The organism is Mesorhizobium temperatum, assembly GCF_002284575.1.
GTDB lineage: Bacteria > Pseudomonadota > Alphaproteobacteria > Rhizobiales > Rhizobiaceae > Mesorhizobium > Mesorhizobium temperatum.
This window is the reverse complement of the sequence record NZ_NPKJ01000048.1, coordinates 245,183-268,276: the sequence shown is the minus strand read 5'-3', so window position 1 is coordinate 268,276 and position 23,094 is coordinate 245,183. Positions and strand designations below refer to the sequence as shown.

Annotated in this window: 19 protein-coding genes and 1 pseudogene; 6 read left to right on the top strand and 14 right to left on the bottom strand. The window is 63.8% G+C overall.

From position 1 onward, the window contains the following. Window positions 1–41 precede the first annotated feature (41 nt). The 10 genes and pseudogenes from CIT26_RS17265 to CIT26_RS17220 form a co-directional block, all read right to left on the bottom strand. Window positions 42–404 (bottom strand): nuclear transport factor 2 family protein, encoded by a 363-nt coding sequence (locus CIT26_RS17265; RefSeq protein WP_095493687.1) that lies wholly within the window; start codon window positions 402–404, stop codon window positions 42–44. Window positions 405–544: 140 nt separating this feature from the next. After that, window positions 545–1,013 (bottom strand): annotated as a pseudogene (locus CIT26_RS38805) (carboxymuconolactone decarboxylase family protein). A gap of 114 nt (window positions 1,014–1,127) precedes the next feature. After that, complete coding sequence (locus CIT26_RS17255; protein ID WP_095493686.1) at window positions 1,128–2,681, bottom strand: alpha/beta fold hydrolase; 1,554 nt, start codon at window positions 2,679–2,681, stop codon at window positions 1,128–1,130. Window positions 2,682–2,807: 126 nt separating this feature from the next. Continuing rightward, on the bottom strand, window positions 2,808–3,155 hold the full coding sequence (locus tag CIT26_RS17250) for a formate dehydrogenase subunit delta (protein WP_095493685.1): 348 nt from the start codon (window positions 3,153–3,155) through the stop codon (window positions 2,808–2,810). Further along, window positions 3,145–3,975, bottom strand: coding sequence for a formate dehydrogenase accessory sulfurtransferase FdhD (fdhD, locus tag CIT26_RS17245; RefSeq protein ID WP_095493684.1), 831 nt, complete (start codon window positions 3,973–3,975; stop codon window positions 3,145–3,147). Before fdhD ends, CIT26_RS17250 begins: the two co-directional genes overlap by 11 nt. 3 nt (window positions 3,976–3,978) lie before the next feature. Further along, window positions 3,979–6,855, bottom strand: a complete 2,877-nt coding sequence (gene fdhF / locus CIT26_RS17240; protein WP_095493683.1) for a formate dehydrogenase subunit alpha — start codon at window positions 6,853–6,855, stop codon at window positions 3,979–3,981. Window positions 6,856–6,865: 10 nt separating this feature from the next. Continuing rightward, a complete protein-coding gene (locus CIT26_RS17235) occupies window positions 6,866–8,422 on the bottom strand; it encodes a formate dehydrogenase beta subunit (protein WP_095493682.1) in 1,557 nt (518 codons plus the stop codon). Then, complete coding sequence (locus CIT26_RS17230; RefSeq protein WP_095493681.1) at window positions 8,419–8,898, bottom strand: formate dehydrogenase subunit gamma; 480 nt, start codon at window positions 8,896–8,898, stop codon at window positions 8,419–8,421. Before CIT26_RS17230 ends, CIT26_RS17235 begins: the two co-directional genes overlap by 4 nt. Before the next feature lie 134 nt (window positions 8,899–9,032). Beyond that, window positions 9,033–9,932, bottom strand: coding sequence for a LysR family transcriptional regulator (locus CIT26_RS17225; protein ID WP_095493680.1), 900 nt, complete (start codon window positions 9,930–9,932; stop codon window positions 9,033–9,035). A gap of 101 nt (window positions 9,933–10,033) precedes the next feature. Beyond that, the gene (locus tag CIT26_RS17220) at window positions 10,034–10,411 is read right to left on the bottom strand and encodes a VOC family protein (protein ID WP_095493679.1); all 378 of its coding nucleotides are present in this window, start codon (window positions 10,409–10,411) and stop codon (window positions 10,034–10,036) included. Between the two features lie 238 nt (window positions 10,412–10,649). Here CIT26_RS17220 and CIT26_RS17215 point away from each other — a divergent pair, with 238 nt between their 5' ends. Next, the gene (locus CIT26_RS17215) at window positions 10,650–11,843 is read left to right on the top strand and encodes an Mrp/NBP35 family ATP-binding protein (protein WP_095493678.1); all 1,194 of its coding nucleotides are present in this window, start codon (window positions 10,650–10,652) and stop codon (window positions 11,841–11,843) included. Between the two features lie 30 nt (window positions 11,844–11,873). Here the strand turns inward: CIT26_RS17215 and CIT26_RS17210 are convergent, their stop codons facing one another. Further along, window positions 11,874–12,326 carry an SRPBCC family protein gene (locus CIT26_RS17210; protein ID WP_095493677.1) on the bottom strand — a complete coding sequence of 151 codons (453 nt, stop codon included), beginning with the start codon at window positions 12,324–12,326 and terminating at the stop codon, window positions 11,874–11,876. A gap of 158 nt (window positions 12,327–12,484) precedes the next feature. Here CIT26_RS17210 and CIT26_RS17205 point away from each other — a divergent pair, with 158 nt between their 5' ends. Continuing rightward, window positions 12,485–14,290: an IlvD/Edd family dehydratase gene (locus CIT26_RS17205; protein ID WP_095493676.1), complete on the top strand. Its 1,806-nt coding sequence runs from the start codon at window positions 12,485–12,487 to the stop codon at window positions 14,288–14,290. A 297-nt stretch (window positions 14,291–14,587) separates the two neighbouring features. Here the strand turns inward: CIT26_RS17205 and CIT26_RS17200 are convergent, their stop codons facing one another. After that, entirely contained in the window at window positions 14,588–15,007 is a 420-nt protein-coding gene (locus tag CIT26_RS17200) for a GFA family protein (RefSeq protein ID WP_095493725.1), read from the bottom strand. 192 nt (window positions 15,008–15,199) lie between these two features. Between CIT26_RS17200 and CIT26_RS17195 the strand changes: the two genes are divergently transcribed. Genes CIT26_RS17195 through CIT26_RS17185 form a run of 3 tightly spaced genes read left to right on the top strand, consistent with a single transcriptional unit; the run spans window position 15,200 to window position 17,872 of the window. Next, the gene (locus CIT26_RS17195) at window positions 15,200–16,012 is read left to right on the top strand and encodes a chromate resistance protein ChrB domain-containing protein (protein ID WP_095493675.1); all 813 of its coding nucleotides are present in this window, start codon (window positions 15,200–15,202) and stop codon (window positions 16,010–16,012) included. Next, entirely contained in the window at window positions 16,009–17,418 is a 1,410-nt protein-coding gene (gene chrA / locus CIT26_RS17190; protein WP_095493674.1) for a chromate efflux transporter, read from the top strand. Before CIT26_RS17195 ends, chrA begins: the two co-directional genes overlap by 4 nt. A 55-nt stretch (window positions 17,419–17,473) precedes the next feature. Further along, entirely contained in the window at window positions 17,474–17,872 is a 399-nt protein-coding gene (locus tag CIT26_RS17185; protein ID WP_095493673.1) for a hypothetical protein, read from the top strand. 21 nt (window positions 17,873–17,893) lie between these two features. On the opposite strand, the gene CIT26_RS17180 is transcribed toward CIT26_RS17185, so the two are convergent. Next, the gene (locus tag CIT26_RS17180; RefSeq protein ID WP_095493672.1) at window positions 17,894–19,483 is read right to left on the bottom strand and encodes a trimethylamine methyltransferase family protein; all 1,590 of its coding nucleotides are present in this window, start codon (window positions 19,481–19,483) and stop codon (window positions 17,894–17,896) included. Window positions 19,484–19,679: 196 nt separating this feature from the next. After that, complete coding sequence (gene pdxR / locus CIT26_RS17175) at window positions 19,680–21,173, bottom strand: MocR-like pyridoxine biosynthesis transcription factor PdxR (protein ID WP_095493671.1); 1,494 nt, start codon at window positions 21,171–21,173, stop codon at window positions 19,680–19,682. 275 nt (window positions 21,174–21,448) lie between these two features. Between pdxR and pgi the strand changes: the two genes are divergently transcribed. Next, a complete protein-coding gene (gene pgi / locus CIT26_RS17170; protein WP_095493670.1) occupies window positions 21,449–23,092 on the top strand; it encodes a glucose-6-phosphate isomerase in 1,644 nt (547 codons plus the stop codon). Window positions 23,093–23,094 lie beyond the last annotated feature (2 nt).

Below are 23,094 nucleotides of genomic sequence, written 5' to 3'. Positions count from 1 at the left end.
CCGGCATCGATCTGCCACCTGGCGCTGACATCGCTACCTCCTCACTCGTCCCATGCCTGCACGACGGTCTGCCGCGCAATCTGGCCGTCCTTCAGCTCCAGCATCGCCGCGCAGAACACTTTCGTGCCGTCCGGATAGGCGCATGCCTGGGTGAAGGCGAGGTTGTCGCCATCGGCGATGGTGGTGTCGACCTTGTGGGTCATCGCCCGGCTGCAGATGTCGTCCCAGAATGTGCTGATCGCCGCGCGTCCGCGAATTTCGCGGGGCTTGCTCGGCGGATTGTTGCGGTCGATCACCCGCACCAGCGCGTCATCGGCATAGAAGCTCGCGAGCATTTTTCCGTCACGGCCTTCGATCGCATTCTTGATCGCCGCGCCATTCACCGGCTGTGTCTTGGGCGGCATTTTATCCTCCATGTGCCCGTCTTCACGATCGGGCGGTTGATGATCAGAAGCGCTGCCCGGCGGTCATCGACGGGGAGCGGTTGGAGCGCCGTGCATCCGCTTGGATGCACAAAGGACGCTCCAAGACTTTGAGCACTGCCTCAATTCGACTTCACCTTGACGGCGGCGAACACCTCATCGGCCTGCTGCTTGAAGGTTGCGAGGTCGATCTGGCTGCCGTTGAGCATCGTCGACCAGTGGCGTACGATCGCCGCCATCGCCAAGGCCTCCTTGATCTCCTCGTCGGTGACGCCGTTGAGCTTGGCTGCCTGCGTGATAGACGCAGTACTGGCAGGGGATCTGCGCCGCGACAGCGAGGCCCATCAACTCCTTGGTCTTGCCGTCAAGCGCGGTGCTCGGGTTGAGCTGCACCCCTTTGATCTCGGCCCAGGCGCCGGCGACAGCGACGTCCGGCAGCGTCTTGAACATGTCGGGCACCGAGCCGAGCGTCGCCTCGATATCCTTGTAGGCAGCCGTCGCCGAAGCATCCTCGGCCTTTGCCGGGGCAATAGTCAGCAATGCGCCAACGCCCGCCGCCATCACCAATGATTGGATCTTCCATTTCAGCATTTCATCCTCCCTTCCCATCCCAGCCCCTTCCCGGCGACGTCAGCCTGGCCTGGATGAGAAGAATTGATAGCGCTTATGCTGCTATGGCAGCTTCGCCCGAAAGCGCCATGGCTCTCATGGCCCGTCCGGGCCAGTGTGCCTGGCCGAGAAAGCCGCCGCCGCGGCCCGCGACGGCAAGTCCAGCTTGAGCAGTATGTTGGCGACGTGGCGCTTGACCGTATGCTCGCTCAGCCTGAGCTCGGCGGCGATGGCGGCATTGCTCTTGCCGTCGGCGATAAGGCTCACCACCTCGCTTTCGCGCGCCGTCAGCGCAGCCGGCTCAGTCGCCTTGATCCTGGAGTGGCAGGCCGGCTCCAGATGCTGCTCGGACGTCGCCAGGACCGTTGCCAGCGGCTCGCCCAGCTCGTCGAGCGTGATCCGGCCGGCATCGGCGAAATGAAGTCCCGAACCGGTTGCCAGGTCGGCCACCAGCCGGGAAGCCAGGATGTCGCCGCGGGCGGCATGGGCGGCGAGCTGCATCGTCACGCGCGCCGTCAGCCCCGTTGGCGGCCCGCGCGATTCAATCTCGCCGACATGCATACCCTGTGCGCTGGCCACGCCGATCCCCTTTGCCGCATCACGCAGCGCCGCCGCGCAGCGTATGGCGCGCGCCGGTCCGTCGAAGCGCGAGATCATCATCTCGCCATGCGTGCCTGCAGTGCGGCCGCCATGGCGCCCGACCAGCAGCCGCCAAGTCTCCAGGAAACGCTGGCTCCGCTCGCTCCACATGCGGTCACCGAGCCTTGCCGTATCGTAGATGCGCGTCACCAAAAGCGCAGCCAGCACACGCTCCACCTCGGCCACGGCGTGCCTGCCGGTCAGGAATTCCTCGGTCAGGTCCGCCACGCGGTCCACGTCGCCGGTCCAGATCGGGTGGTCGCGCCCTGGCACCTCGACCAGTCGCGCATTCGCGATCTTTCTGGCCAGGAAACGGCTGGCGTCGGGGTCGACCCGTGCATCGTTGCGGCGATGGATCAGCAGCGTTGGTGCGCCGATCGCCGCCAGCACGCCGCGCACATCGACTGCCGCATTCATGCGCGCCAGCGCCGCTGCCGCCGTCGGGCTCGCCGACAGCCGCTCGAAGCGCCCCCACCATGTTGCAAAACGGGGATCGTCGACCCGGCCAGGTGCGAAATGCGGCAAGGTGGCGCCGGTGCCCCATGCCGTCTCGGTCATCTCGATGAAGGCGTCGAGGCGTTCCGGCGGCATCACCCATTTGTGGAAATGCGCATAGCCGCCATAGAGCACCAGCGCCCGCGTCCGCTCCGGATAGGTGGCAGCGAACAGCATCGCCATCGGCGCGCCTTCCGAAGCACCCAGCAATGCCGCTCGGCCGCTGCCGGCGGCATCCATCACAGCACGCACGTCGTCCATGCGGGTTTCAAGACCAGGTAGGTGATGGGTATCGATGCGGTCCGACAGGCCGGTGCCGCGCTTGTCGAACAGGATCAGCCGCGAGAAGGCTGAAAGCCGCTTCAGCAGCCGGCTGTAGCCTTCGTCTTCCCAGTGCAGGTCGAGATTGGAAATGAAGCCCGGCACGAAAACGAGATCGAACGATCCCTGGCCGACCACCTGATAGGCGATCCGCACGTCGCCACTTCGGGCGTATCGAGTTTCGATCGGCCTCACGAGATTTGTCCGCCCGGCCCGACGATTTCTGGTCGCTCAACATAGCAGAGGCGCGACGCTTACGGCAGATCAAACGTTAGAAGATGGGAATGCAGGCGTATGGGCCATGAGAGGCACGTTTGCCGGCTACTTCTGCGAAGCGGCGATCCCGGCATTCGACTCACCGGCCCCTGGGCCTTTGCCGCCTGGAACGACGCCCCCGGCATCGGCGCGGAAGCCCACTGCTTCCGGTGCAGCCGGCCGCTTGATCCTTGCCGAGGCGGCCACGACAAGCTCGTTGAAGCCTTCGCCACCGCCGTCCAGCATTTCGAACAACTGCCGCCGCATCCTCGGTTCCCAGAACTTGTTGATATGCTCGGCGACGCCGGCAATGCCTTCCTCGCGCGGCTTGGAGTGAAAAAAGGCGGCGATCTGGTTGGCCATGCGGACCAGCTTCTCGCTGGTGCTCATGATGTGGCCTTCGTCATGCGACATGCTTGGCAACTCCGGAAACCACCCGTTCGGGGTGGGTGAAGATATCGAAATCATTGCCGCGCACCAAAGCCACCAGCGTCATGCCGGCGTCCTCGGCGGTGCGGATGGCAAGTGCCGTCGGCGCCGAAACGGCGATGATGAACGCAGCGCCGATCGCCGCCGTCTTCTGCACCATCTCGACCGAAACGCGCGATGTCACCACGACGGCACCCAAGGTGCCATCGATGCCGGCTCTGGCGAGTGCCCCGGCCAGCTTGTCGAGCGCATTGTGGCGGCCGACATCCTCGCGCGCCATGACGATGCCCTTGCCGGAGATATAAAAACCGGCGGCGTGGACCGCGCCGGTCTCGGCATGCAGCGGCTGCACTCTCGACAAAAGCTTGACCGAACGGACGATGTCGTCCGCCGCAAGCGTAAGTTTTGACGAACCGACCGTCTCGACCGAGCGCATCGCCTCCTCGATCGACTCGATGCCGCACAGCCCGCAGCCGACCGGTCCGGCCAGCCGCCGGCGCCGCGCCTCGAAGCGCGTATTGGCCTGGTCCTTTAGCCTGATCTGGATGTCGATGCCGGCGCCGTGATCTTCGACTTCGATCGCCTCAATTTCTTGCCGGTCGGCGATAATGCCCTCGGTCAGCGAGAAGCCGAGCGCGAAATCCTCGAAATCGGCGGGACTTGCCATCATCACCGCATGGGTGGTGCCGGCAAAGGAGAACGCCACCGGCGTCTCTTCCGGCACCATCCGGTTGGCGGCCGCAGTGCCGCCGGCGCGGTGTGCCAGCCGCGAGATCTGCGTCGTGGCTTTGCGGCGCGCGCTCAAAGATTACTCCGCTGCTTCCAAGGTCGCGATGCGACGGCTGTTGCGAGCCTGCTCGTCATAGTCGAGCTGCCATTCCGATGGCCCGTTGGACGCGCCGACCTGCACCGCCGTCACCTTGTATTCCGGGCAGTTGGTCGCCCAGTCGGAGAAGTCGGTGGTGATGACGTTGGCCTGCGTGTCGGGGTGGTGGAACGTCGTATAGACCACGCCCGGCGACACTTTGTCGGTGATCAGCGCGCGCAGCGTCGTCTCGCCGGAGCGGCTGGTCAGGCGGACCCAGTCGCCGTCGCGCAGGCCGCGGTTTTCGGCGTCATGCGGGTGGATCTCGAGCCGGTCCTCGCTGTGCCACATGATATTGTCGGTACGCCTGGTCTGCGCGCCGACATTGTACTGCGACAGGATGCGGCCGGTGGTCAGCAGCAGCGGGAAGCGCGGTCCCGTCCTCTCGTCGGTCGCCACATATTCGGTGCGGATGAACTTGCCCTTGCCGCGCACGAAGCCGCTGATATGCATGATCGGCGTGCCTTCCGGCGCGTGCTCGTTGCACGGCCACTGCACCGAGCCCATCTTTTCCAGATAATCGTAGGAAACCTTGGCGAAGCTCGGAGTCGTCTTGGCAATCTCATCCATGATTTCGGACGGATGCTGGTAATTCCAGGCAAGCCCCATCATCTGTGCGAGCTTCTGCGTCACTTCCCAGTCGGCCAGCCCGTTCTTCGGCGCCATCACCTTGCGCACGCGGTTGATGCGGCGTTCGGCATTGGTGAAGGTGCCGTCCTTCTCGAGGAAAGTCGAGCCGGGCAGGAAGACATGCGCGTAGTTGGCGGTCTCATTGAGGAAGAGATCGTGTACGACGACACATTCCATCGCGGCAAGGCCTGCGGCGACATGCTTGGTATCGGGATCGGACTGCAAAATGTCCTCGCCTTGCACATAGAGGCCCTTGAATGAGCCGTCGACGGCGGCGTCCAGCATGTTGGGGATGCGCAGGCCGGGCTCGTCGTCGAGCTTGACCCCCCACAGGCTCTCATAGATGTCGCGTACCGCGTCGCCGGAGATGTGGCGATAGCCGGGCAGCTCATGCGGGAACGAGCCCATATCGCAGGAGCCCTGGACATTGTTCTGGCCGCGCAGCGGATTCACGCCGACGCCTGGCCGGCCGATATTGCCGGTCGCCATGGCAAGGTTGGCGATGGCGATGACGGTGGTCGAGCCCTGGCTGTGCTCGGTCACGCCGAGGCCGTAATAGATCGCGCCATTGCCGCCGGTGGCAAACAGCCGTGCGGCGCCGCGGATTTCTTCGGGATCGACATTGGCAAGCTGGCCGACCACTTCCGGGCTGTTTTCCGGCAGCGCCACGAACGACGCCCAGTCCTGGAACTCGTCCCAGTCGCAGCGCTCGCGGATGAAGGCCTCGTCGAACAGGCCTTCGGTGACGATCACATGCGCAAGCGCGGTGACCACGGCGACATTGGTGCCGGGCTTCAGCGGCAGATGATGCTGCGCCTCGATATGCGCCGAGCGCACGATGTCGGTGCGGCGCGGGTCGAGCACGATCAGCTTGGCGCCTTTGCGCAACCGCTTCTTCATGCGCGACGCAAACACCGGATGTGCGTCGGTCGGATTGGCACCGATGATCATCACCACGTCGGTCTGCTCGATCGAATCGAAATCCTGGGTGCCTGCCGAGGTGCCGAATGTCTGGCCAAGGCCATAGCCGGTCGGCGAATGGCAGACGCGGGCGCAGGTATCGACATTGTTGTTGCGGAAACCCTGGCGGATCAGCTTCTGCACCAGATAGGTTTCCTCGTTCGTGCAGCGCGACGAGGTGATGCCGCCGATCGAGGTTCGGCCATACTGGTACTGGATGCGGCGGAACTCGTTGGCAGTGTGGGTCAGCGCTTCTTCCCACGACACCTCGCGCCATGGATCGGTGACCTTTTCGCGGATCATCGGATTGAGGATGCGCTCCTTGTGGGTCGAATAGCCGTAGGCAAAACGTCCCTTGACGCAGCTATGGCCACGGTTGGCCTTGCCGTCCTTGTAGGGCACCATGCGCACCAACTCGTCGCCGCGCATTTCGGCCTTGAACGAGCAGCCGACGCCGCAATAGGCGCAAGTGGTGACCACCGAATGCTCCGGCTGGCCAATCTTGATCACCGATTTCTCGGAGAGCGTCGCCGTCGGGCAGGCCTGCACGCAGGCGCCGCAGGACACGCATTCGCTGTCGATGAACAGTTGATGCATGCCGGGCGACACGCGGCTTTCGAAGCCGCGGCCCTCGATGGTCAGCGCGAAGGTGCCTTGCACCTCCTCGCAGGCTCGCACGCAGCGCGAGCAGACGATGCATTTCGACGGATCATAAGTGAAGTACGGGTTGGACTCGTCCTTCGCCATCCATTTGAAGTTTTCTGCGCCATCATTCTTCTTGAAGACGTGGTTGTCGCCCTCATAGCCGTAGCGCACGTCGCGCAGGCCGACGACGCCGGCCTGCGTCTGCAATTCGCAGTCGCCATTGGCAGCACAGGTCAGGCAGTCGAGCGGATGGTCGGAGATGTAGAGCTCCATCACGCCGCGGCGAATGTCCTTCAGCCTTTCGGTCTGCGTGTGCACGACCATACCCGGCGCCACCGGCGTCGTGCATGAAGAAGGCGTGCCGTTGCGGCCGTCGATCTCGACCAGGCAGAGCCGGCAGGAGCCGAAGGCATCGATCATGTCAGTGGCGCAAAGCTTCGGGATGGCAATGCCGGCCTCCATCGAGGCGCGCATGATCGAGGTGCCTTCCGGCACGGTGACGGTGAAGCCGTCGACGGTCAGCGTCACCTGCTTCTCGGAGGTCGAGGCCGGTGTGCCGTAGTCGATTTCCTGAACGAGACCCATGGCGAGACTCCTATTCTGCTGCTTCGGCGACCGGCGCCGGCTTGAAATCATCGCGGAAGTGGTTGATTGCGCTCATCACCGGGTAGGGCGTGAAGCCACCCAGCGCGCAGAGCGAACCGAACTTCATCGTGTTGCAGAGGTCGGTCACCAGCTCGATCTGCTTTTCCGGCTCTATACCCCTGGCGATCTTGTCGATCGTCTCGACGCCGCGCGTCGAGCCGATGCGGCACGGCGTGCACTTGCCGCAGCTTTCGATGGCGCAGAACTCCATGGCGAAGCGCGCTTGCCTCAGCATGTCGGCTGTGTCGTCGAAGACGGTGATGCCGGCGTGGCCGATCAGCCCGTCCTTGGCGGCGAATGCCTCGTAATCGAAAGGCGTGTCGAACAGGGAGCGGGGAAAATAAGCTCCCAACGGACCCCCGACCTGTACCGCCTTGACCGGCCGTCCAGTGGCCGTGCCACCGCCGATGTCGTCGACGATCTCGCCAAGCGTCATGCCGAACGCCGCCTCGAACAGGCCGCCATATCTGACGTTGCCGGCGATCTGGATCGGAATGGTGCCGCGCGAGCGGCCCATGCCGAAATTCTTGTAGAAGGCAGCACCCTTGTCCATGATCACAGGCACCGAGGCCAGCGAGATGACATTATTGATCACCGTCGGCTTGCCGAACAGGCCCTGGATGGCCGGCAGTGGCGGCTTGGCGCGAACGACGCCGCGCTTGCCTTCGAGGCTGTTGAGCAGCGAGGTTTCCTCGCCGCAGACATAAGCGCCGGCGCCGACGCGAATTTCCATGTCGAAGGCGTTGGGCGAGCCCAGCACATTGACGCCGAGCAGGCCGGCCTTGCGGGCGACCTCGACCGCCTTCTCCATCATTGCCACCGCATGCGGATATTCCGAGCGGATATAGACAAAGCCCTTGGTCGCGCCGGTGGCGATGCCGGCGATCGCCATGCCTTCGATCAGCACGAAGGGGTCGCCCTCCATGATCATGCGGTCGGCGAAGGTTGCGCTGTCGCCCTCGTCGGCATTGCAGACGATGTACTTTTTGTCGGCCGTCGTTTCGAGCACCGTTTTCCATTTGATGCCGGTCGGGAAGCCGGCGCCGCCGCGGCCGCGCAGGCCCGACTCGGTGACTTGCTTGACGATGTCGGCCGGCGCTAGTCCCACGGCGTTCTGCAGGCCCTTCAGCCCGCCATGCGCCTTGTAGTGATCGAGCGACAGCGGATTGATGACGCCGCAGCGCGCGAAGGTCAGCCGCGTCTGCTTAGCCAGGAACGGGATCTTGTCGGGTGCACCCAACCAGCGCTTGTGGTAGCCGCCGGTGAGAAAGCCACAGTCGAAAAGGCTTTTGACGTCGGACGGCTTTACCGGCCCATAGGCGACGCGGCCATTGGCTGTCGCCACCTCAACCATCGGCTCGAGGAAATAGGCGCCGCGCGAACCATTGCGAACGATCTTGGCCTCGATACCGCGATCGGCCAATTCCTTTTCGACCGCCTTGGCGACCTTTTCAGCACCGAGCGCCAGCGCGCCGGAATCGCCGGGAACGTAGATGCGCGGGATCATGAACGCACCTCGGCAGCGATCTCGTCGAGCTTTTCGTCATCGAGCCGGCCGATCACCTCGCCGTCCAGCATTGCCGATGGCGCGCAGGCGCAAAGGCCGAGGCAGTAGACCGGCTCCAGCGTCACCGATCCGTCGCGGGCGGTCTCGTGGAAGCCGATGCCCAGCAATTGCTTGAGCTTGGCGGCAATGGCGTCCGAGCCCATCGACTGGCAAGCTTCCGCCTGGCAGAGCTTCAGCACATGCCTTCCGGCCGGGTGGCTGCGGTAGTCATGATAGAAGGTGACGACGCCGTGCACCTCCGCCTTGGAGATGTTCAGCGCCTCGGCGATGACAGGCAGCGCGTCCTGCGGCACATGGCCGAACTCTTCCTGGATGCCGTGGAGGATCGGCAATAGCGGGCCTTCGAGGCCCTTCAGCTCCTGGACGATCGCCGCCGTGCGCGACGCGATCTCGGTACCTGCAGGCTGCATTGTCATGCAGCGCCCTCCCTGGTCGTAGTAATCTACCGCTAAGTGCTTAGGAAATCAGAGGAAACCCACCAAATCAATAAAGCTGATCCGTTGCTCGATAGAAATCTTCTATCGCTGCGGTCCAGCCTGCAATCTCTAGCTCAGCGGCGGGCGCGGAAATCGTCTGCTAGCGCCATCGCCTCGTCCAGCAGCGCCGAGACCAGCGGCGTGTGCGGCTCGCGCGGCGTCGCCACCAGCCCGACGGTGTGGCTGGCGTCCGGATCGACAATCGGAATGGCCCGGATCGGCTCGGAAAAGCCGAATGTTTCCGAGAGGTTGAGCGGCATGATCGACGACCATTTGCCGGTACGGATATGGGAGAACAGCACGATCATCGAATTGGATTCGAGTGTCGGCCGCACCTGTGTGCCGGCTTCGGCCAAATGCTGGTCGATGATGCGACGGTTCTGCATGTCCGGCGTCAGCAGGCAGAGCGGCAGCTGGCTGAGTTCCGCCCATGTCACTTTGTCGCGGTCGGAATACGGGTTTCCGACCGCGGTGATCAGTTGATAGCGCTCGTCATAGAGCGGCACGCTGGTCACCCGCCCCAGCGGCTCGTTGTCGAGGTAGGTGATGCCGGCGTCGATGTCGAAATTGCCGAGCAGCGACAGCACCTCGATCGAGGTGCGCGACAGCACCGAGAAGGTGACACCGGGATGCTTTGCCCGAAAGGGTGTCGTCAGCCGCGCCACCATGGCCAGAGCCGTCGGGATGGCGGCGATGCGGATGCGCCCCGAAAGGCCGTGGCGTGCCGCCCGCATCTCCTCGCGCATGGTGCGGGTATCGCCGACGATGCGGCGCGCCCATACCAGCACCTGTTCTCCCTCCGGCGTCAGCCCCTGAAAGCGCGAGCCGCGCAATACCAGCATCACGCCGAGCTGACCCTCCAGCTGCTTGATGCCGGCCGAAAGCGTCGGCTGGGTGACGCTGCACACCTCCGCCGCTCGGCCGAAATGCTCTTCCCTGGCCAACGCGATGAAGAATTCCAGCTTGTCGATCATGAGCGGACGCTACCCGGCCAAGTGGGGTTACGCCAGATGCAAGCTGTTTTTGCTTGGCGAATCCTCATGCGGCCGAAGCTTCGCCGCCGTCCAAGCTTACCTTACCTGTCCACAAGGTTCAGGATGTTGCCGTCCGGATCCTTGAACCAGGCAACCTTCATGCCGTGACCGACGTGGATGTCGCCTTCCAGCGTCAGGCCCGGCATGTCGTAGTGCTCGAAGACGACGCCCTTCGATTTCAGCGCCTTGACGACGGTGTCGATTTCGTCGCCGACCATCCAGGTCACCGCCGTCGCCTTGTTGGTTCCGGCGAAATGCGAGCGATACACGTTGATGCTGGTGTCGCCGCATTTGTAGACGATTAGTTCGCCACCCTCGTTGTGGACCTCAGTCAGGCCGAGCGTTCCCTTGTAGAAAGATCTGGCCTCCGCCAGATCTTTCACCGCGAGATTGGCCGTTGCATTGCTGTTTGCGAGCATGACGGTCTCCTTTCCTTACCGGTGATCACGTCCTAGAGCTGTGCAATAAGATAGGGCCGCTTCGTCTTCTGGCGACCGCAACTTGTCGATTGGCGTGTCTCCTGGAAGACGGTTGCTCCCCGCAAAACCCTACAAACCAACGCAGGTTTCTGGGCGCATGCCGCAGCACGTGTTGTGCCGCCGCTTGGTTCTGTTCGGGAACTGCATTATCTGAAGCGGAAAAGCAGAGGAAAAGCTGATGCCCGCCGTCCAGGAAAACGTCACCAAGGAAATCGTCACCGAGCGCCTGAAGACGATAAATGGACCGGATTTCACCGGCAACATCGTCGACCTCGGCATGGTTTCCGAGATTTTCATCGCCGATGCCAAGGTCTTCTTCTCGATCACCGTCCCTGCCGCCCGGGCTCAGGAGATGGAGCCATTGCGTGCTGCCGCCGAGCGTGTCGTCAAGGCGATCCCCGGTGTCGCTGGCGCTGTGGTCGCGCTGACAGCGGAAAGGAAAGGCGGCGGCATGGAGGCTCCGGTCCCAGTGCGGCCTGCCCCCAGGCCCGCGCCGCCGGCCACACCCGCCGCCGCGCCACGTCCGGCTCCGCATGCCCCAGCCTCGCACAGCCAGGGCAAGCGCGGCGTGCCCGGCATCGAGGCGATCATCGCCGTCGCTTCCGGCAAGGGCGGCGTCGGCAAGTCGACCACTGCCGTCAACATCGCGCTTGGCCTCGCCGCTAACGGCCTGAGGGTCGGCGTGCTCGACGCCGACATCTACGGCCCGTCCATGCCGCGGCTGCTCAACATCCATGGCCGGCCGCAGACCGTTGACGGCAAGGTCCTGAAGCCGATGGAGAATTACGGCCTGAAGGTCATGTCGATGGGCTTCCTCGTCGATGAGGAGACGCCGATGATCTGGCGCGGGCCGATGGTGATGTCGGCATTGACGCAAATGCTGCGCGAGGTCGAGTGGGGGCCGCTCGATGTGCTCGTCGTCGACATGCCGCCCGGCACCGGCGACGCGCAGCTGACCATGGCCCAGCAGGTGCCGTTGGCTGGCGCCGTCATCGTCTCGACGCCGCAGGATCTGGCCCTGATCGATGCGCGAAAAGGCCTCAACATGTTCAGGAAGGTCGACGTGCCGGTGTTGGGCATCGTCGAGAATATGAGCTATTTCCTCGCCCCCGACACCGGCAAGCGCTACGATATCTTCGGCCATGGCGGCGCGCGCCGCGAGGCCGAGCGTCTCGGCGTCACCTTCCTCGGCGAAGTGCCGCTCGAAATGGGCATCCGCGAAAGCTCGGATGCCGGCACGCCGGTGGTGGTCTCGAAGCCCGATGGCGCAGAGGCGAAGATCTACCGCGACATCGCCTCAAAGGTCTGGGGCAGGGTCAACGAAGAACGCGGCGCGGCCGAAGCCGCCGTGCCGAGCATTGTGTTTGAGTGAGACGGCAGTGGGTGGTGCGAAAAGCCTGATCTAGGCCGCGCCCACCTTCTCGCCGAACGACGAAAAAAACTGTCCGGCAAGTTTCTTCGACGTCGATTCGATCAGCCGGCTGCCAAGCTGGGCGATCTTTCCGCCGACATCGGCCTTGGCCGCATATTTCAGGATTGTCGCCTCCGGTCCATCGGCGGTCAGCGTCACATCGGCGCCGCCTTTTGCGAAGCCGGCGATGCCACCCTTGCCTTCGCCCTGGATGGTGTAGGAGTGCGGCGGCTTGAGGTTCTTCAGCGTCACCTCGCCGTTGAACGTCGCCTTGATCGGGCCGATCTTGAGCACCACGGTCGCGCCCATCTCGGTGTCCGACTTCTTTTCGAGGCTCTGGCAGCCCGGAATGGTCTGCCTCAGAACGTCCGGGTCGTTCAGCGCCTCCCAAACCTTTTGCAGGGGTGCGGCGATGCGTTCCTCGCCTTCGATCACCAAAGCCATCAAAATCTCCCGGATACAAAATTGACAAACCCCGATCCCGTCTAGCGCGGGGCCAGATGTATGTCTATCGCACCAAAGTCCGGAATCGGATGGCGCGTGCCTCTTGCCTGCTCTCGCGCGTTGTCATATCGATTTGTCATACAAATACGGAGACCATGATGGCCGGCGCACCCACACAAAAAAAGAAATTTCGCTCGCAGGAGTGGTTCGACAATCCCGATAATCCGGGGATGACGGCGCTTTACCTCGAGCGCTACCTGAATTACGGGCTGACGCGTGCCGAACTGATGTCGGGTAAGCCGCTGATCGGCATCGCCCAGACCGGCTCGGATCTGTCGCCCTGCAACCGCCATCACCTCGAACTGGCCAAGCGCGTGCGCGAGGGCATCGTGTCGATGGGCGGCATCCCTTTCGAGTTCCCGTGCCACCCGATCCAGGAGACGGGCAAACGCCCGACCGCGGCACTCGACCGCAACCTCGCCTATCTCAGCCTGGTCGAGGTGCTCTATGGCTACCCGCTCGACGGCGTTGTACTCACCATCGGCTGCGACAAGACGACGCCGGCCCTTTTGATGGCCGCCGCCACCGTCAACATTCCGGCTATCGCGCTGTCGGTCGGCCCGATGCTCAACGGCTGGCACAAGGGCAAGCGCACCGGCTCCGGCACCATCGTCTGGGAATCGCGCCAGCGCCTGTCGGCGGGCGAGATCGGCTATGACGAGTTCATGGACATCGTCGCGTCCTCGGCGCCGTCCACCGGCTATTGCAACACAATGGGCACCGCCACCACCATGAATTCCTTGGCCGAGGCGCTCGGCATGCAGCTGCCGGGCTCAGCCGCGATTCCGGCTCCCTATCGCGAGCGTGGCCAGATCGCCTATGAGACGGGAAAACGCATAGTCGACATGGTGCATGAGGATCTGAAGCCCTCCGACATCATGACTCGGCAGGCCTTCGAAAACGCCATCGTCGTCAATTCGGCCATCGGCGGCTCGACCAACGCGCCGATCCATCTCAATGCCATCGCCCGACATCTCGGCGTGCCACTCGACAATGACGATTGGCAGAAGGTCGGCCTCAAGATACCGCTTATCGTCAACCTGCAGCCGTCGGGCGAATATCTCGGCGAGGATTATCATCATGCCGGTGGCGTGCCGGCGGTGGTGGCCGAACTGATGAAGGCCGGGCTGTTGCCTCATCCAGACGCCATGACCGTCAACGGCAAGACGATCGGCGACAATTGCAGTGGGACCGTCAACGAGAATCTCGACGTCATCCGCACCGTCGCCGAGCCGCTGAAGGCCAATGCCGGCTTCATCAATCTTAGAGGTAATCTGTTCGATTCGGCGATCATGAAGACCAGCGGCATCTCGCCCGAATTCCGCGAACGCTATCTGTCGAACCCGAACGACCCCGAGGCCTTCGAAGGTAACGCCATGGTCTTCGACGGGCCTGAAGACTACCACGCCCGCATCGACGATCCGGCGCAAGGCATCGACGAGCACACGATCCTGTTCATGCGCGGCGCCGGTCCGATCGGTTATCCGGGCGGCGCCGAAGTCGTCAACATGCAGCCGCCGGCCCATCTCATCAAGAAGGGCATTCATGCGCTGGCCTGCATCGGCGACGGTCGCCAGTCAGGCACGTCGGGCTCGCCGTCGATCCTCAACGCCTCGCCCGAAGCCGCCATAGGCGGCGGGCTGGCGCTGTTGAAGACCGGCGATCGCGTCCGCATCGACCTGCGCAAGGGAACCGCCGACATTCTCGTCACCGACGACGAGATCACGCGCCGTCGCACCGAGCTGCAGAACAGTGGCGGCTATAACTACCCCAAGCACCAGACGCCATGGCAGGAGATCCAGCGCGGCATGGTCGACCAGTTTTCCGAAGGAATGGTGCTGAAGCCGGCGGTGAAATACCAGGATGTGGCGCACACCCGCGGCGTGCCGCGGGACAATCACTGAACGCCTCTTCTTTCCTTCTCCCCTTGTGGGAGAAGGTGGAGCGGCGCGCAGCGCCGAGACGGAAGAGGGGTGTTGGACGGAGTGCGGTNTTCCTTCTCCCCTTGTGGGAGAAGGTGGAGCGGCGCGCAGCGCCGAGACGGAAGAGGGGTGTTGGACGGAGTGCGGTCGGTGCCAAGCTGGAACACCCCTCATCCGACCGAGCGGAGCCTGTCCTCGGGCTTGCCGGAGGCAAGACCCGTGGGCTCGGCCACCTTCTCCCACAAAGGGGAGAAGGAAAGAGCCGCGTCCAAGCAGCGCCTATAGATAGCCGGTGATGTCAGGCGCCTGGTCCTGCCTGTCGCGCTTGCCGTCCTCGTAGACAATTGGTGCTGCGGCGAGTTCCTCTTCGGTGACGTCGTCGAGGCAGGCGACGTTCACCGCCCAGAAATTCCCGCCCATGAAGTCGAGATAGCCGCGCGAGAGAAAATTCGCGCCGCAGTTCGGGCACATATAGTGGTTGATGTCGCCTTCCGGCCAGTTCGACGGCGTCGCCTTGTATTCCCGCATCCGGTCGCGGCCGTCCGTCACCCGCACGGCTTCATAGGCTGCGAAGGATTTCCGGTAGCCGAGCTTCCAGCAGAAGCTGCAATTGCATTTACGGATGCCTTCGGCGAGGTCGATTTCGGCTTCGAAACTCACCGCGCCGCAATGGCAGCTGCCGTGATAGGTTTTTTTCATGGTTTCCATCCCAGACGTGTTCTGGCTCCGCCAAGCCGGCTGTCGGAGCCAGAGCATCATTTGCTCCAGGCATGGCGCTTGACAAGCGGGCGCGACAAATCCACGATCATGGCAAGGGGTGCATCGCGACGACCCCGTGAGGCGTCAGCCCAACGTTCGCGTCCAAGCTTCTCTCTCAAGGAGGTGGACGCCATGCCGTCGACAACGGCTATCACCGTATCGCAACTTTCCCGTCTGATTGGTCTGCCGGGTGCGCCCGTGATCATCGATGTTCGCACCGAAGAGGACTACAACGCGGATCCGCGCCTGCTGCCGGCCTCAAGCCGGCGTGATTTCAAAACCGTCCCGACCTGGGCATCCGAATTCGCCGGCAGCCGAGTGGCGGTCGTCTGCCAAAGAGGACAAAAGCTCTCGCAAGGCGTGGCCGCATGGCTGCGGTATGAGGGCATTGCCGCCGAATCCCTGGAAGGCGGGTTCGAAGCCTGGCGCGATGCCAAGGGGCTTCTGGTTCACGCCGGCAAGATGCCACCCCGCGATGAAAAAGGCCGCACCGTGTGGGTGACGCGGACCCGCCCGAAGGTCGATCGCATCGCCTGCCCCTGGCTGATCAGGCGCTTCATCGATCCGAGCGCGGTCTTCCTCTTTGTCGAGGCGGCCGAAGTGTCGGCCACTGCGGCTCGCTTTCAGGCCGTGCCTTTCGACATCGACAATGTGTTCTGGACTCACCGGGGTGAACGCTGCACCTTCGACACGATGATCGAAGAGTTCGGGCTCGAATCCGAGGCGCTCGACCGCCTGGCCATGATCGTGCGCGCAGCCGATACTGCAAGCCTCGACCTGGTTCCCCAGGCAGCCGGATTCTTGGCCGCCTCGCTTGGCCTGTCGCGGATGTTTCGCGACGATCTGGAACAGATGGAGGCGGGCATGCTGCTCTACGATGCGTTTTACCGATGGTGCCGCGACGCCACCGAGGAGACGCACAACTGGCCAGGCAAGCCATCATGAGCGCCCCGGCTTCTGACAAAACGGGGGCTTCGGAAAAAACGGGCGAGACCGTCGAAGCGCCGGCTGCGCCATCCTTTCGTGAAGGCGTAAAACTCTGGGCGAAAATCGGCCTGCTCAGCTTCGGCGGGCCGGCCGGCCAGATCGCGCTCATGCACAGGGAATTGGTCGAGGAACGGCGTTGGATCGGCGAGCAACGTTTCCTGCATGCGTTGAACTACTGCATGCTGCTGCCCGGCCCTGAAGCCCAGCAACTCGCCATCTATATCGGCTGGCTGCTGCACCGGACGATCGGCGGCCTGGTCGCCGGTGTCCTGTTCGTCGCGCCGGGCGCGCTTGTGATGCTCACCTTGAGCATCCTCTATGCGCTGTATGGCGACGCTCCCCTCGTCGAGGCGCTGTTTTTCGGGGTAAAGGCGGCCGTGCTCGCCATCGTGGTCGAGGCGATGATCCGGATCGGACGACGGGCCCTGAAGAACCGGGTCATGGTTTCGATCGCGCTCGCCGCCTTCATTGCCATCTACGCATTGAACCTGCCGTTTCCGCTCATCATCCTGCTTGCCGGCCTGACAGGCTGGATCGGAAACCGTATTGCGCCGGCCCTTTTTTCCGGCGCGGCGCACGGCAAAGACGCGGTTCCCGACATCAAGGGCGCGGTCGACCTGATGTTCGAGCGCGGCGAACTGGCTCACACCAGGCCGACGCGATGGCATGCGCCGCGCACTGTTGCGATCTGGCTGCCGATCTGGCTCGGGCCGATGCTTCTGATCTGGGCTTTTACCGGGTCTGCTAGTGTGTGGACGCAGATTGGTGGGTTCTTCAGCGTCATGGCGGTCGTCACCTTCGGCGGCGCCTACGCAGTCCTTGCCTATGTCGCGCAGGCAGCGGTCGAGTCCTTCGGCTGGCTCGCACCCGGTGAGATGGTCGATGGCCTCGGACTTGCCGAAACCACGCCGGGCCCGCTCATTCTCGTCCTGCAGTTCGTCGGCTTTCTTGCCGCGTTCCGCCAATCCGGATCGTTGAGCCCGCTGCTTGCCGGATCGCTTGGGGCGATGCTCACGCTGTGGGCCACGTTCACACCTTGCTTCTTCTGGATATTCCTCGGCGCGCCCTATATCGAATCCCTGCGCGGCAACAAGGCGCTGTCGGCGGCGTTGGGCGCGATCACCGCCGCTGTCGTCGGCGTCATCATGAATCTCGCTCTGTGGTTCGGCTTGCACGTGATCTTCGGCGAGGTGCGCAACATCGGTCTTGGGATGGACGTGCCGGTGTTTTCATCGATCGACTGGGGTGCGGCGCTGCTGTCGTGTGCTGCCATGATCGCTATCCTGAAGCTGAAGATCGGCATGCTACCGACGCTGGCAGGATCGGCCCTCGCTGGCGTTTTGTTGCTGGCAGCAAGCGGTTAGCGGCTGCGTGCGGCCGGCGCTTCGCTGCGGTTTCGGGCATTCGGATAGGAACATCATGGCGAAACGGCGCTCCTCCCTAGGCTTCCTCGGAATGTTCGGCCGTTCAGGCGACCTCAGGCAACTCGACGCCGCGTTACGCGGCGTCGACCTTCATCCCGCCCTTGTCCCGGAAGGAGCAAAGCTCACCATCGTCAATCTGATGAAGGATCACTGGCCTGACGAGCCGCCACCAGAAGCCTATCCACCGGTGGCGCAGCTGCTTGGCTATTGTGTTGCCGGGCCGGAAGTATTCGAGCAATCCAACGGCCTTCAACATAGGCTGGATGCGGAGCGCCGGATCGAGGCGGCACTTGAGGCCGGCGACAGCTTCGATGCGCAAATCATACTGATGACGCTGCATGCCAAGCTGATCAGTGGCGAGGTCGTCGAGCGCTACGGGTTGGGCGTCGACTAACCGTTTTGACGAGTAGCGTCTTCAGCCGCCCATGCCGCTGCGCGGCAGATGGATAAGATTGCCGAAGCGAGCGCGCAACTTGTCGTCGAGCGGCTTCGGCACGTGGCGCGGGAAGCGCTCGGCGAGGATGCGTTTCTTCTCGATGATCGCCCGCTGCAAGATGTCGGGCCTGCCTTTCTCGTTCCACTCCTTCGGCGAAAAGCGGTCGCCGACCGCCGGGTAGAAATATTCTGTCTGCATCAGCCGCAGCGTCTGCTCGTTGCCGAGATAGTGACCCGGGCCCTTCAGGCAAACGTCGGCGATGGTGTCTATCGACAGCGACTCATCGGTCACCTCAATGCCGCGCACGCAGCGCAGGCAATGGCCGAGCATGTCGTTGTCGATGATCAGGCTCTCCAGGCAGAAGCCGAGCAGCGAGGCGTGCATGCCGGCCGATTCGTAGACAAGGTTGAGGCCGGCAAGGCCGGCCATCACATCGGTGATGCCTTTTTCGTAACCGGACTGAATATCGGGCAGTTTCGAATCCGTCATGCCGGCGGCCGAACCGCCCGGCAGGTCGTAGAATTGCGCCATCTGGGCGCAGGCAGCGGTCAGCACCGCTTGCTCGGCCGAGCCGCCGGACATGGCGCCGGTCCTGAGATCCGAGACGAACGGCCAGGTGCCGAAGATCGCCGGATGCCCGGGTTTGATGGCGTTGACGTAGACGAGGCCGGCGAGCACCTCGGCCACCGCTTGCACCACCGCACCGGCAATCGCTGCCGGCGCCGTGGCGCCCGCCTGGCCGGCCGACAGCAATAGGATTGGAATGCCGCCTTCCACGCAGGCCTCGAGTACGCCGCAGGCGTCCTCGGCGAATTTCATCGGCGGCACGACAAAACAGTTCGAATTGGAGACGAAAGGCCGCGCGCGAAAATTCTCTTCGCCGCCGGCGATCGCATAGAGCATGTCGAGAGCCGGCTTGACGTTCTCGCGCACCGTGAAGGACGTGCCGACATGCTTCGACGTGCCCATCACGCAGGCGTAAAGCGTGTTGAAATCCATGTCGAGCGGATCGGGAATGTCGCGCGGCACCATCGGCCGCTGGAAGAAATGGATGTTGTCGAGCCCTTCGACGATGCGGGCCGCATCATAGATGTCCTGCAGCAGCGACTCGCGATAACAGCGCTTCTCGACATCGACCAGATGCACCGCGGCACCCGCCGTGCCGTAATGCACGCGCTTGCCCTGGATCAGCATGTCGTGCTTGGGATCCTGGCCATGCAGCGTGAAATGCCGTGCCGCTTTCTTGATGGTGTCGAGGACGAGCGCGCGCGGAAACCGGATGCGGCCGTCCTCGCTGAGCGTGGCGCCGGCCTCGGTCAGCACTTCGATGCAGGATGGGATGGCATTGGCGAAGCCGACCGTTTCAAGCAGCGTCAGCACCGCTTCGTGAATGCGCTCGCGGTCGTTTTCGCTGAGCGGCCCGTAGCTTCCGCCTTCGAGGCCGGCGCGCACCGGCTTGATATCGTCGGCAAGTGGCGCCGCCCGCATGGCGCGACGCGCTTCGCGCCCGCCGGAACGCCGCGAACGTTGGTCCGAGGGCGTATCCGGCTTCTCAACAGCCACTGACATGGGAGGCACTCCACCTTTAGCTGCGAAGCGGGCGGCGGTGGTTGGTCCACCAGGTGGTTGGTCCACCATCGGCCCGCTTCGTCCCCTTATGCCTCGAACTATGCCGCCGGCATTGGCACAGCCTATGAGCCAGACGGCCCCGTCGCATATGCCAGGGCGCTAAAGAACCGTGGCCGGTCGCGGCCCGGCCGAGGCATCAAGCCGCCGCCGGCCTGCGCCCGGCCGCCGTCGCCAGTTCGCGGATGCCGGGCTCGATGTGCTGCAGCGCGATCGAGGAGATGCCCAGCCGCATGAAGCGTGACGGCTTTTCGGTGCGGTCGAAGAAGCGGTCGCCGGGCTCGATGATGACGCTGCGCGAGGCGGCGGCCTCGGCTAGCCCGCGCGAATCGGTGCCGCGCGGCCCTTCGAGCCAGAGCGACGCGCCACCGGCGGAATCGGTCGAGCGCCACTCCGGCAGGAAGGCGGAAATCGCATGGATCAGACGCTTGCGCCGTTCGTCGAAGGCGCTCGACAGCCGCCGCACTAGCGCCTCGTGATGGCCAAGCGACAGGAACAGCGCGACCGCGCGCTGGTTGTTGGCCGGCGGATGACGCAGCATGAAGCGGCGCAGCGCGCGAAGCTCGGAGATCAGCCCGGCCGAGGCGACGATGTAGCCGAGCCGCAGACCCGGAGCCAGCGTCTTCGACATCGAGCCGACATAGATGACGCGGCCGGAACGGTCGAGGCTCTTCAGCGCCTGCTGCGGCGCCTCGTCCAGAAGCTGGCTGTCATAGCCGTCCTCGATAATGATCTGGTTGTGGCGATTGGCGCGCGCCAGCAAATCCTGCCGGCGCTCCGCCGACAGCGGCACCATGGTCGGGCAATGGTGGCTGGGCGTCACGAAGACGAAGCCGGAATCGTTGGGAATAGAAGTGGTTACAATGCCAGAATGGTCGACCGGAACCGGTGCGACGTCGGCACCCGCCAGCCGGAAGATCGAGCGTGCGTCGGGATAGCCGGGGTCTTCCATGGCCACCTTGGAGCCCTTGGTCATCAGCAGCGTCGCCAGCATGTAGAGCGCGTTCTGCGCGCCGAGCGTGACGATGATCTCATCGGGATTGGCGAAGATGCCGCGCCGCGGCAACAGCCGCGCCTGGATCTGCTCGATCAGCAGCGGATCGTCGCGGTCGACCATGTCGGACGCCCAGTTGCGGATCTCGAGCACGGCGAGCGCCATGCGGTTGCACTCGCGCCACTCGGCGGTCGGGAACAGCGCCGGATCGAACTGGCCATAGACGAAGGGGTAGGACGACTTGATCCAGTTGTCGTGCTTGGCCGGCGGCGGCATGTCACTGGCCGCGATCTGTCGACGCGCCTTCCAGTCGATCTCGTTGGCCTGGTCGGGCGCCTTCTGATGCGGTTTGGCCGGCGTCGCCAGCACGTCGGGATTGACGAAATGGCCGCGCCGTTCGCGCGCCACCAGGAAACCCTGGTCGACGAGCTGCTGGAAGGCCAGCACCACGGTGCCGCGCGCCACGCCGAGTTTCTCGGCCAGGATCCGGCAGGACGGAAGCGGCATCGAGGCGGCGATTTGCCGGTCGAGGATGGCGGCGACGATCGCTTGACGGATCTGCGCCTGCAGGGTCTGGCCGGATTCCGCCGAAATCCGGAACAGGCCGGACCATATGGCCGTGTCGTTTCGCTGTGGCATGGAAGATGTTCCTCGATGGCCAGCTTTTTTCACTTGGCTGGACCAGTCGAATGTACCGGTGGCACAAGCTGTTGCGCCAATCAATTTTTCTGATCACTGGGATTTACGCCAGTGATCCATCCCCCGCGTGACGCAACGCGTCATCGCGGCGTGACGCAGTGCGTCATCTCTGCGCATTGAAACCAGTGGATTTCGGCTAGATAGTTTGGACGCGACGACACGCGCCGGAAACATCCGGTCTGTTATGTTGGCATCTCAAGGCTTGGAGTGAGGCAGTGGATCAATCGTCCTTTCAAAAACAGCTCGACGCCCTGCGCGATCACCGTGCGGCAAAATCGGGCAGCATGCGCGAGGCTTTCGCTGCTGATCCGCAGCGCTTCGAAAAATTCTCCGCCACCGACGGCGACCTGCTGCTCGACTGGTCGAAATGCGCGGTCGATGCGCAGACGATGGATCTGCTGGAGCAGCTGGCGGGAGCCGCCGATCTCGAAGGCCGGCGCGCCGCGATGTTCTCGGGCAAGAGGATCAACGTCACCGAAGGCCGCGCCGTGCTGCACACCGCCCTGCGCAACCTGAACGGCAAGGGCATCGTGCTCGACGGCCAGGACGTGAAGGCGGAGGTTGTCGCCGTGCTCGATGCGATGGGCGCCTTCGCCGATGCCATTCGCTCCGGCAAGGCCGCCGGCGCCACCGGCAAGAAGATCACCGACATCGTCAACATCGGCATCGGCGGGTCCGACCTTGGCCCGGCCATGGCGACGCTGGCGCTGGCGCCCTATCACGACGGGCCGCGCACGCATTACGTGTCCAACATCGACGGCGCCCATATCCACGACACGCTGAAGGGCCTTTCCGCCGAAACCACGCTGTTCATCGTCGCCTCGAAGACCTTCACCACCATCGAGACGATGACCAATGCCGAGACGGCGCGCGAATGGGTGCAGAAGGCGCTGGGCAAGGAAGCGGTCGGCAAGCATTTCGCCGCCGTCTCGACGGCGCTGGACCTGGTGGCCAAATTCGGCATCGCGTCCGATCGCGTCTTCGGTTTCTGGGACTGGGTCGGCGGACGCTATTCGGTGTGGGGCGCGATCGGCCTGCCGGTGATGATCGCCGTCGGCCCGAAGAATTTTCGCGCCTTTCTCGATGGCGCGCACGCGATGGACGAACATTTCCAGACGGCGCCGCTGGCCAGGAACCTGCCGGCGCTGATGGGACTGATCGGCTGGTGGCATCGGGTGATCTGCCAATACCCCGCCCGCGCCGTCATTCCCTATGATCAGCGCCTGTCCAGGCTGCCGGCCTATCTGCAGCAGCTCGACATGGAATCGAACGGCAAGAGCGTCACCCTCGACGGCGGCGCTGTGACGACGCCGACCGGCCCGCTGGTCTGGGGCGAGCCCGGCACCAATGGCCAGCACGCCTTCTTCCAGCTGCTGCACCAGGGCACCGATTTCATCCCGGTCGAATTCCTCGCCGCGGCCATCGGCCATGAGCCGGATCTCAAGCATCATCACGATTTGCTGCTCGCCAACTGCCTGGCGCAGTCGGAGGCCTTCATGAAGGGCCGCACGCTGGAGGAAGCGCGCGCGCAGATGCTGGCAAAGGGCATGGCGCCCGCCGAAGTCGACAGGATCGCTCCGCACCGCGTCTTCTCCGGCAACCGGCCCTCAGTGACGATCCTCTACAGACAACTCGATCCGCATACGTTCGGACGGCTGATCGCGCTCTATGAGCACCGCGTCTTCGTCGAAGGCACGCTCTTCAACATCAATTCCTTCGACCAGTGGGGCGTCGAGCTCGGCAAGGAACTGGCGACCGGCCTGCTGCCTGTCGTGGAGGGCAAGGAGAATGCCGCAAAGCGGGACGCTTCGACCGCCGGACTGGTGGGACACATCCACCGATTGCGCGGAGCGGAGTAAGC

Bases quoted from the DNA above. Each gene is read 5' to 3' on its own strand.
- CIT26_RS17205 (WP_095493676.1), top strand. From the start codon at position 12,485: ATGGCCGGCGCACCCACACAAAAAAAGAAATTTCGCTCGCAGGAGTGG.
- CIT26_RS17250 (WP_095493685.1), bottom strand. From the start codon at position 3,155: ATGTCGCATGACGAAGGCCACATCATGAGCACCAGCGAGAAGCTGGTC.
- CIT26_RS17215 (WP_095493678.1), top strand. From the start codon at position 10,650: ATGCCCGCCGTCCAGGAAAACGTCACCAAGGAAATCGTCACCGAGCGC.
- fdhF (WP_095493683.1), bottom strand. From the start codon at position 6,855: ATGGGTCTCGTTCAGGAAATCGACTACGGCACACCGGCCTCGACCTCC.
- CIT26_RS17235 (WP_095493682.1), bottom strand. From the start codon at position 8,422: ATGATCCCGCGCATCTACGTTCCCGGCGATTCCGGCGCGCTGGCGCTC.
- CIT26_RS17200 (WP_095493725.1), bottom strand. From the start codon at position 15,007: ATGAAAAAAACCTATCACGGCAGCTGCCATTGCGGCGCGGTGAGTTTC.
- CIT26_RS17225 (WP_095493680.1), bottom strand. From the start codon at position 9,932: ATGATCGACAAGCTGGAATTCTTCATCGCGTTGGCCAGGGAAGAGCAT.
- CIT26_RS17195 (WP_095493675.1), top strand. From the start codon at position 15,200: ATGCCGTCGACAACGGCTATCACCGTATCGCAACTTTCCCGTCTGATT.
- CIT26_RS17180 (WP_095493672.1), bottom strand. From the start codon at position 19,483: ATGTCAGTGGCTGTTGAGAAGCCGGATACGCCCTCGGACCAACGTTCG.
- CIT26_RS17210 (WP_095493677.1), bottom strand. From the start codon at position 12,326: ATGGCTTTGGTGATCGAAGGCGAGGAACGCATCGCCGCACCCCTGCAA.
- CIT26_RS17185 (WP_095493673.1), top strand. From the start codon at position 17,474: ATGGCGAAACGGCGCTCCTCCCTAGGCTTCCTCGGAATGTTCGGCCGT.
- CIT26_RS17265 (WP_095493687.1), bottom strand. From the start codon at position 404: ATGCCGCCCAAGACACAGCCGGTGAATGGCGCGGCGATCAAGAATGCG.
- CIT26_RS17220 (WP_095493679.1), bottom strand. From the start codon at position 10,411: ATGCTCGCAAACAGCAATGCAACGGCCAATCTCGCGGTGAAAGATCTG.
- chrA (WP_095493674.1), top strand. From the start codon at position 16,009: ATGAGCGCCCCGGCTTCTGACAAAACGGGGGCTTCGGAAAAAACGGGC.
- CIT26_RS17230 (WP_095493681.1), bottom strand. From the start codon at position 8,898: ATGACAATGCAGCCTGCAGGTACCGAGATCGCGTCGCGCACGGCGGCG.
- pdxR (WP_095493671.1), bottom strand. From the start codon at position 21,173: ATGCCACAGCGAAACGACACGGCCATATGGTCCGGCCTGTTCCGGATT.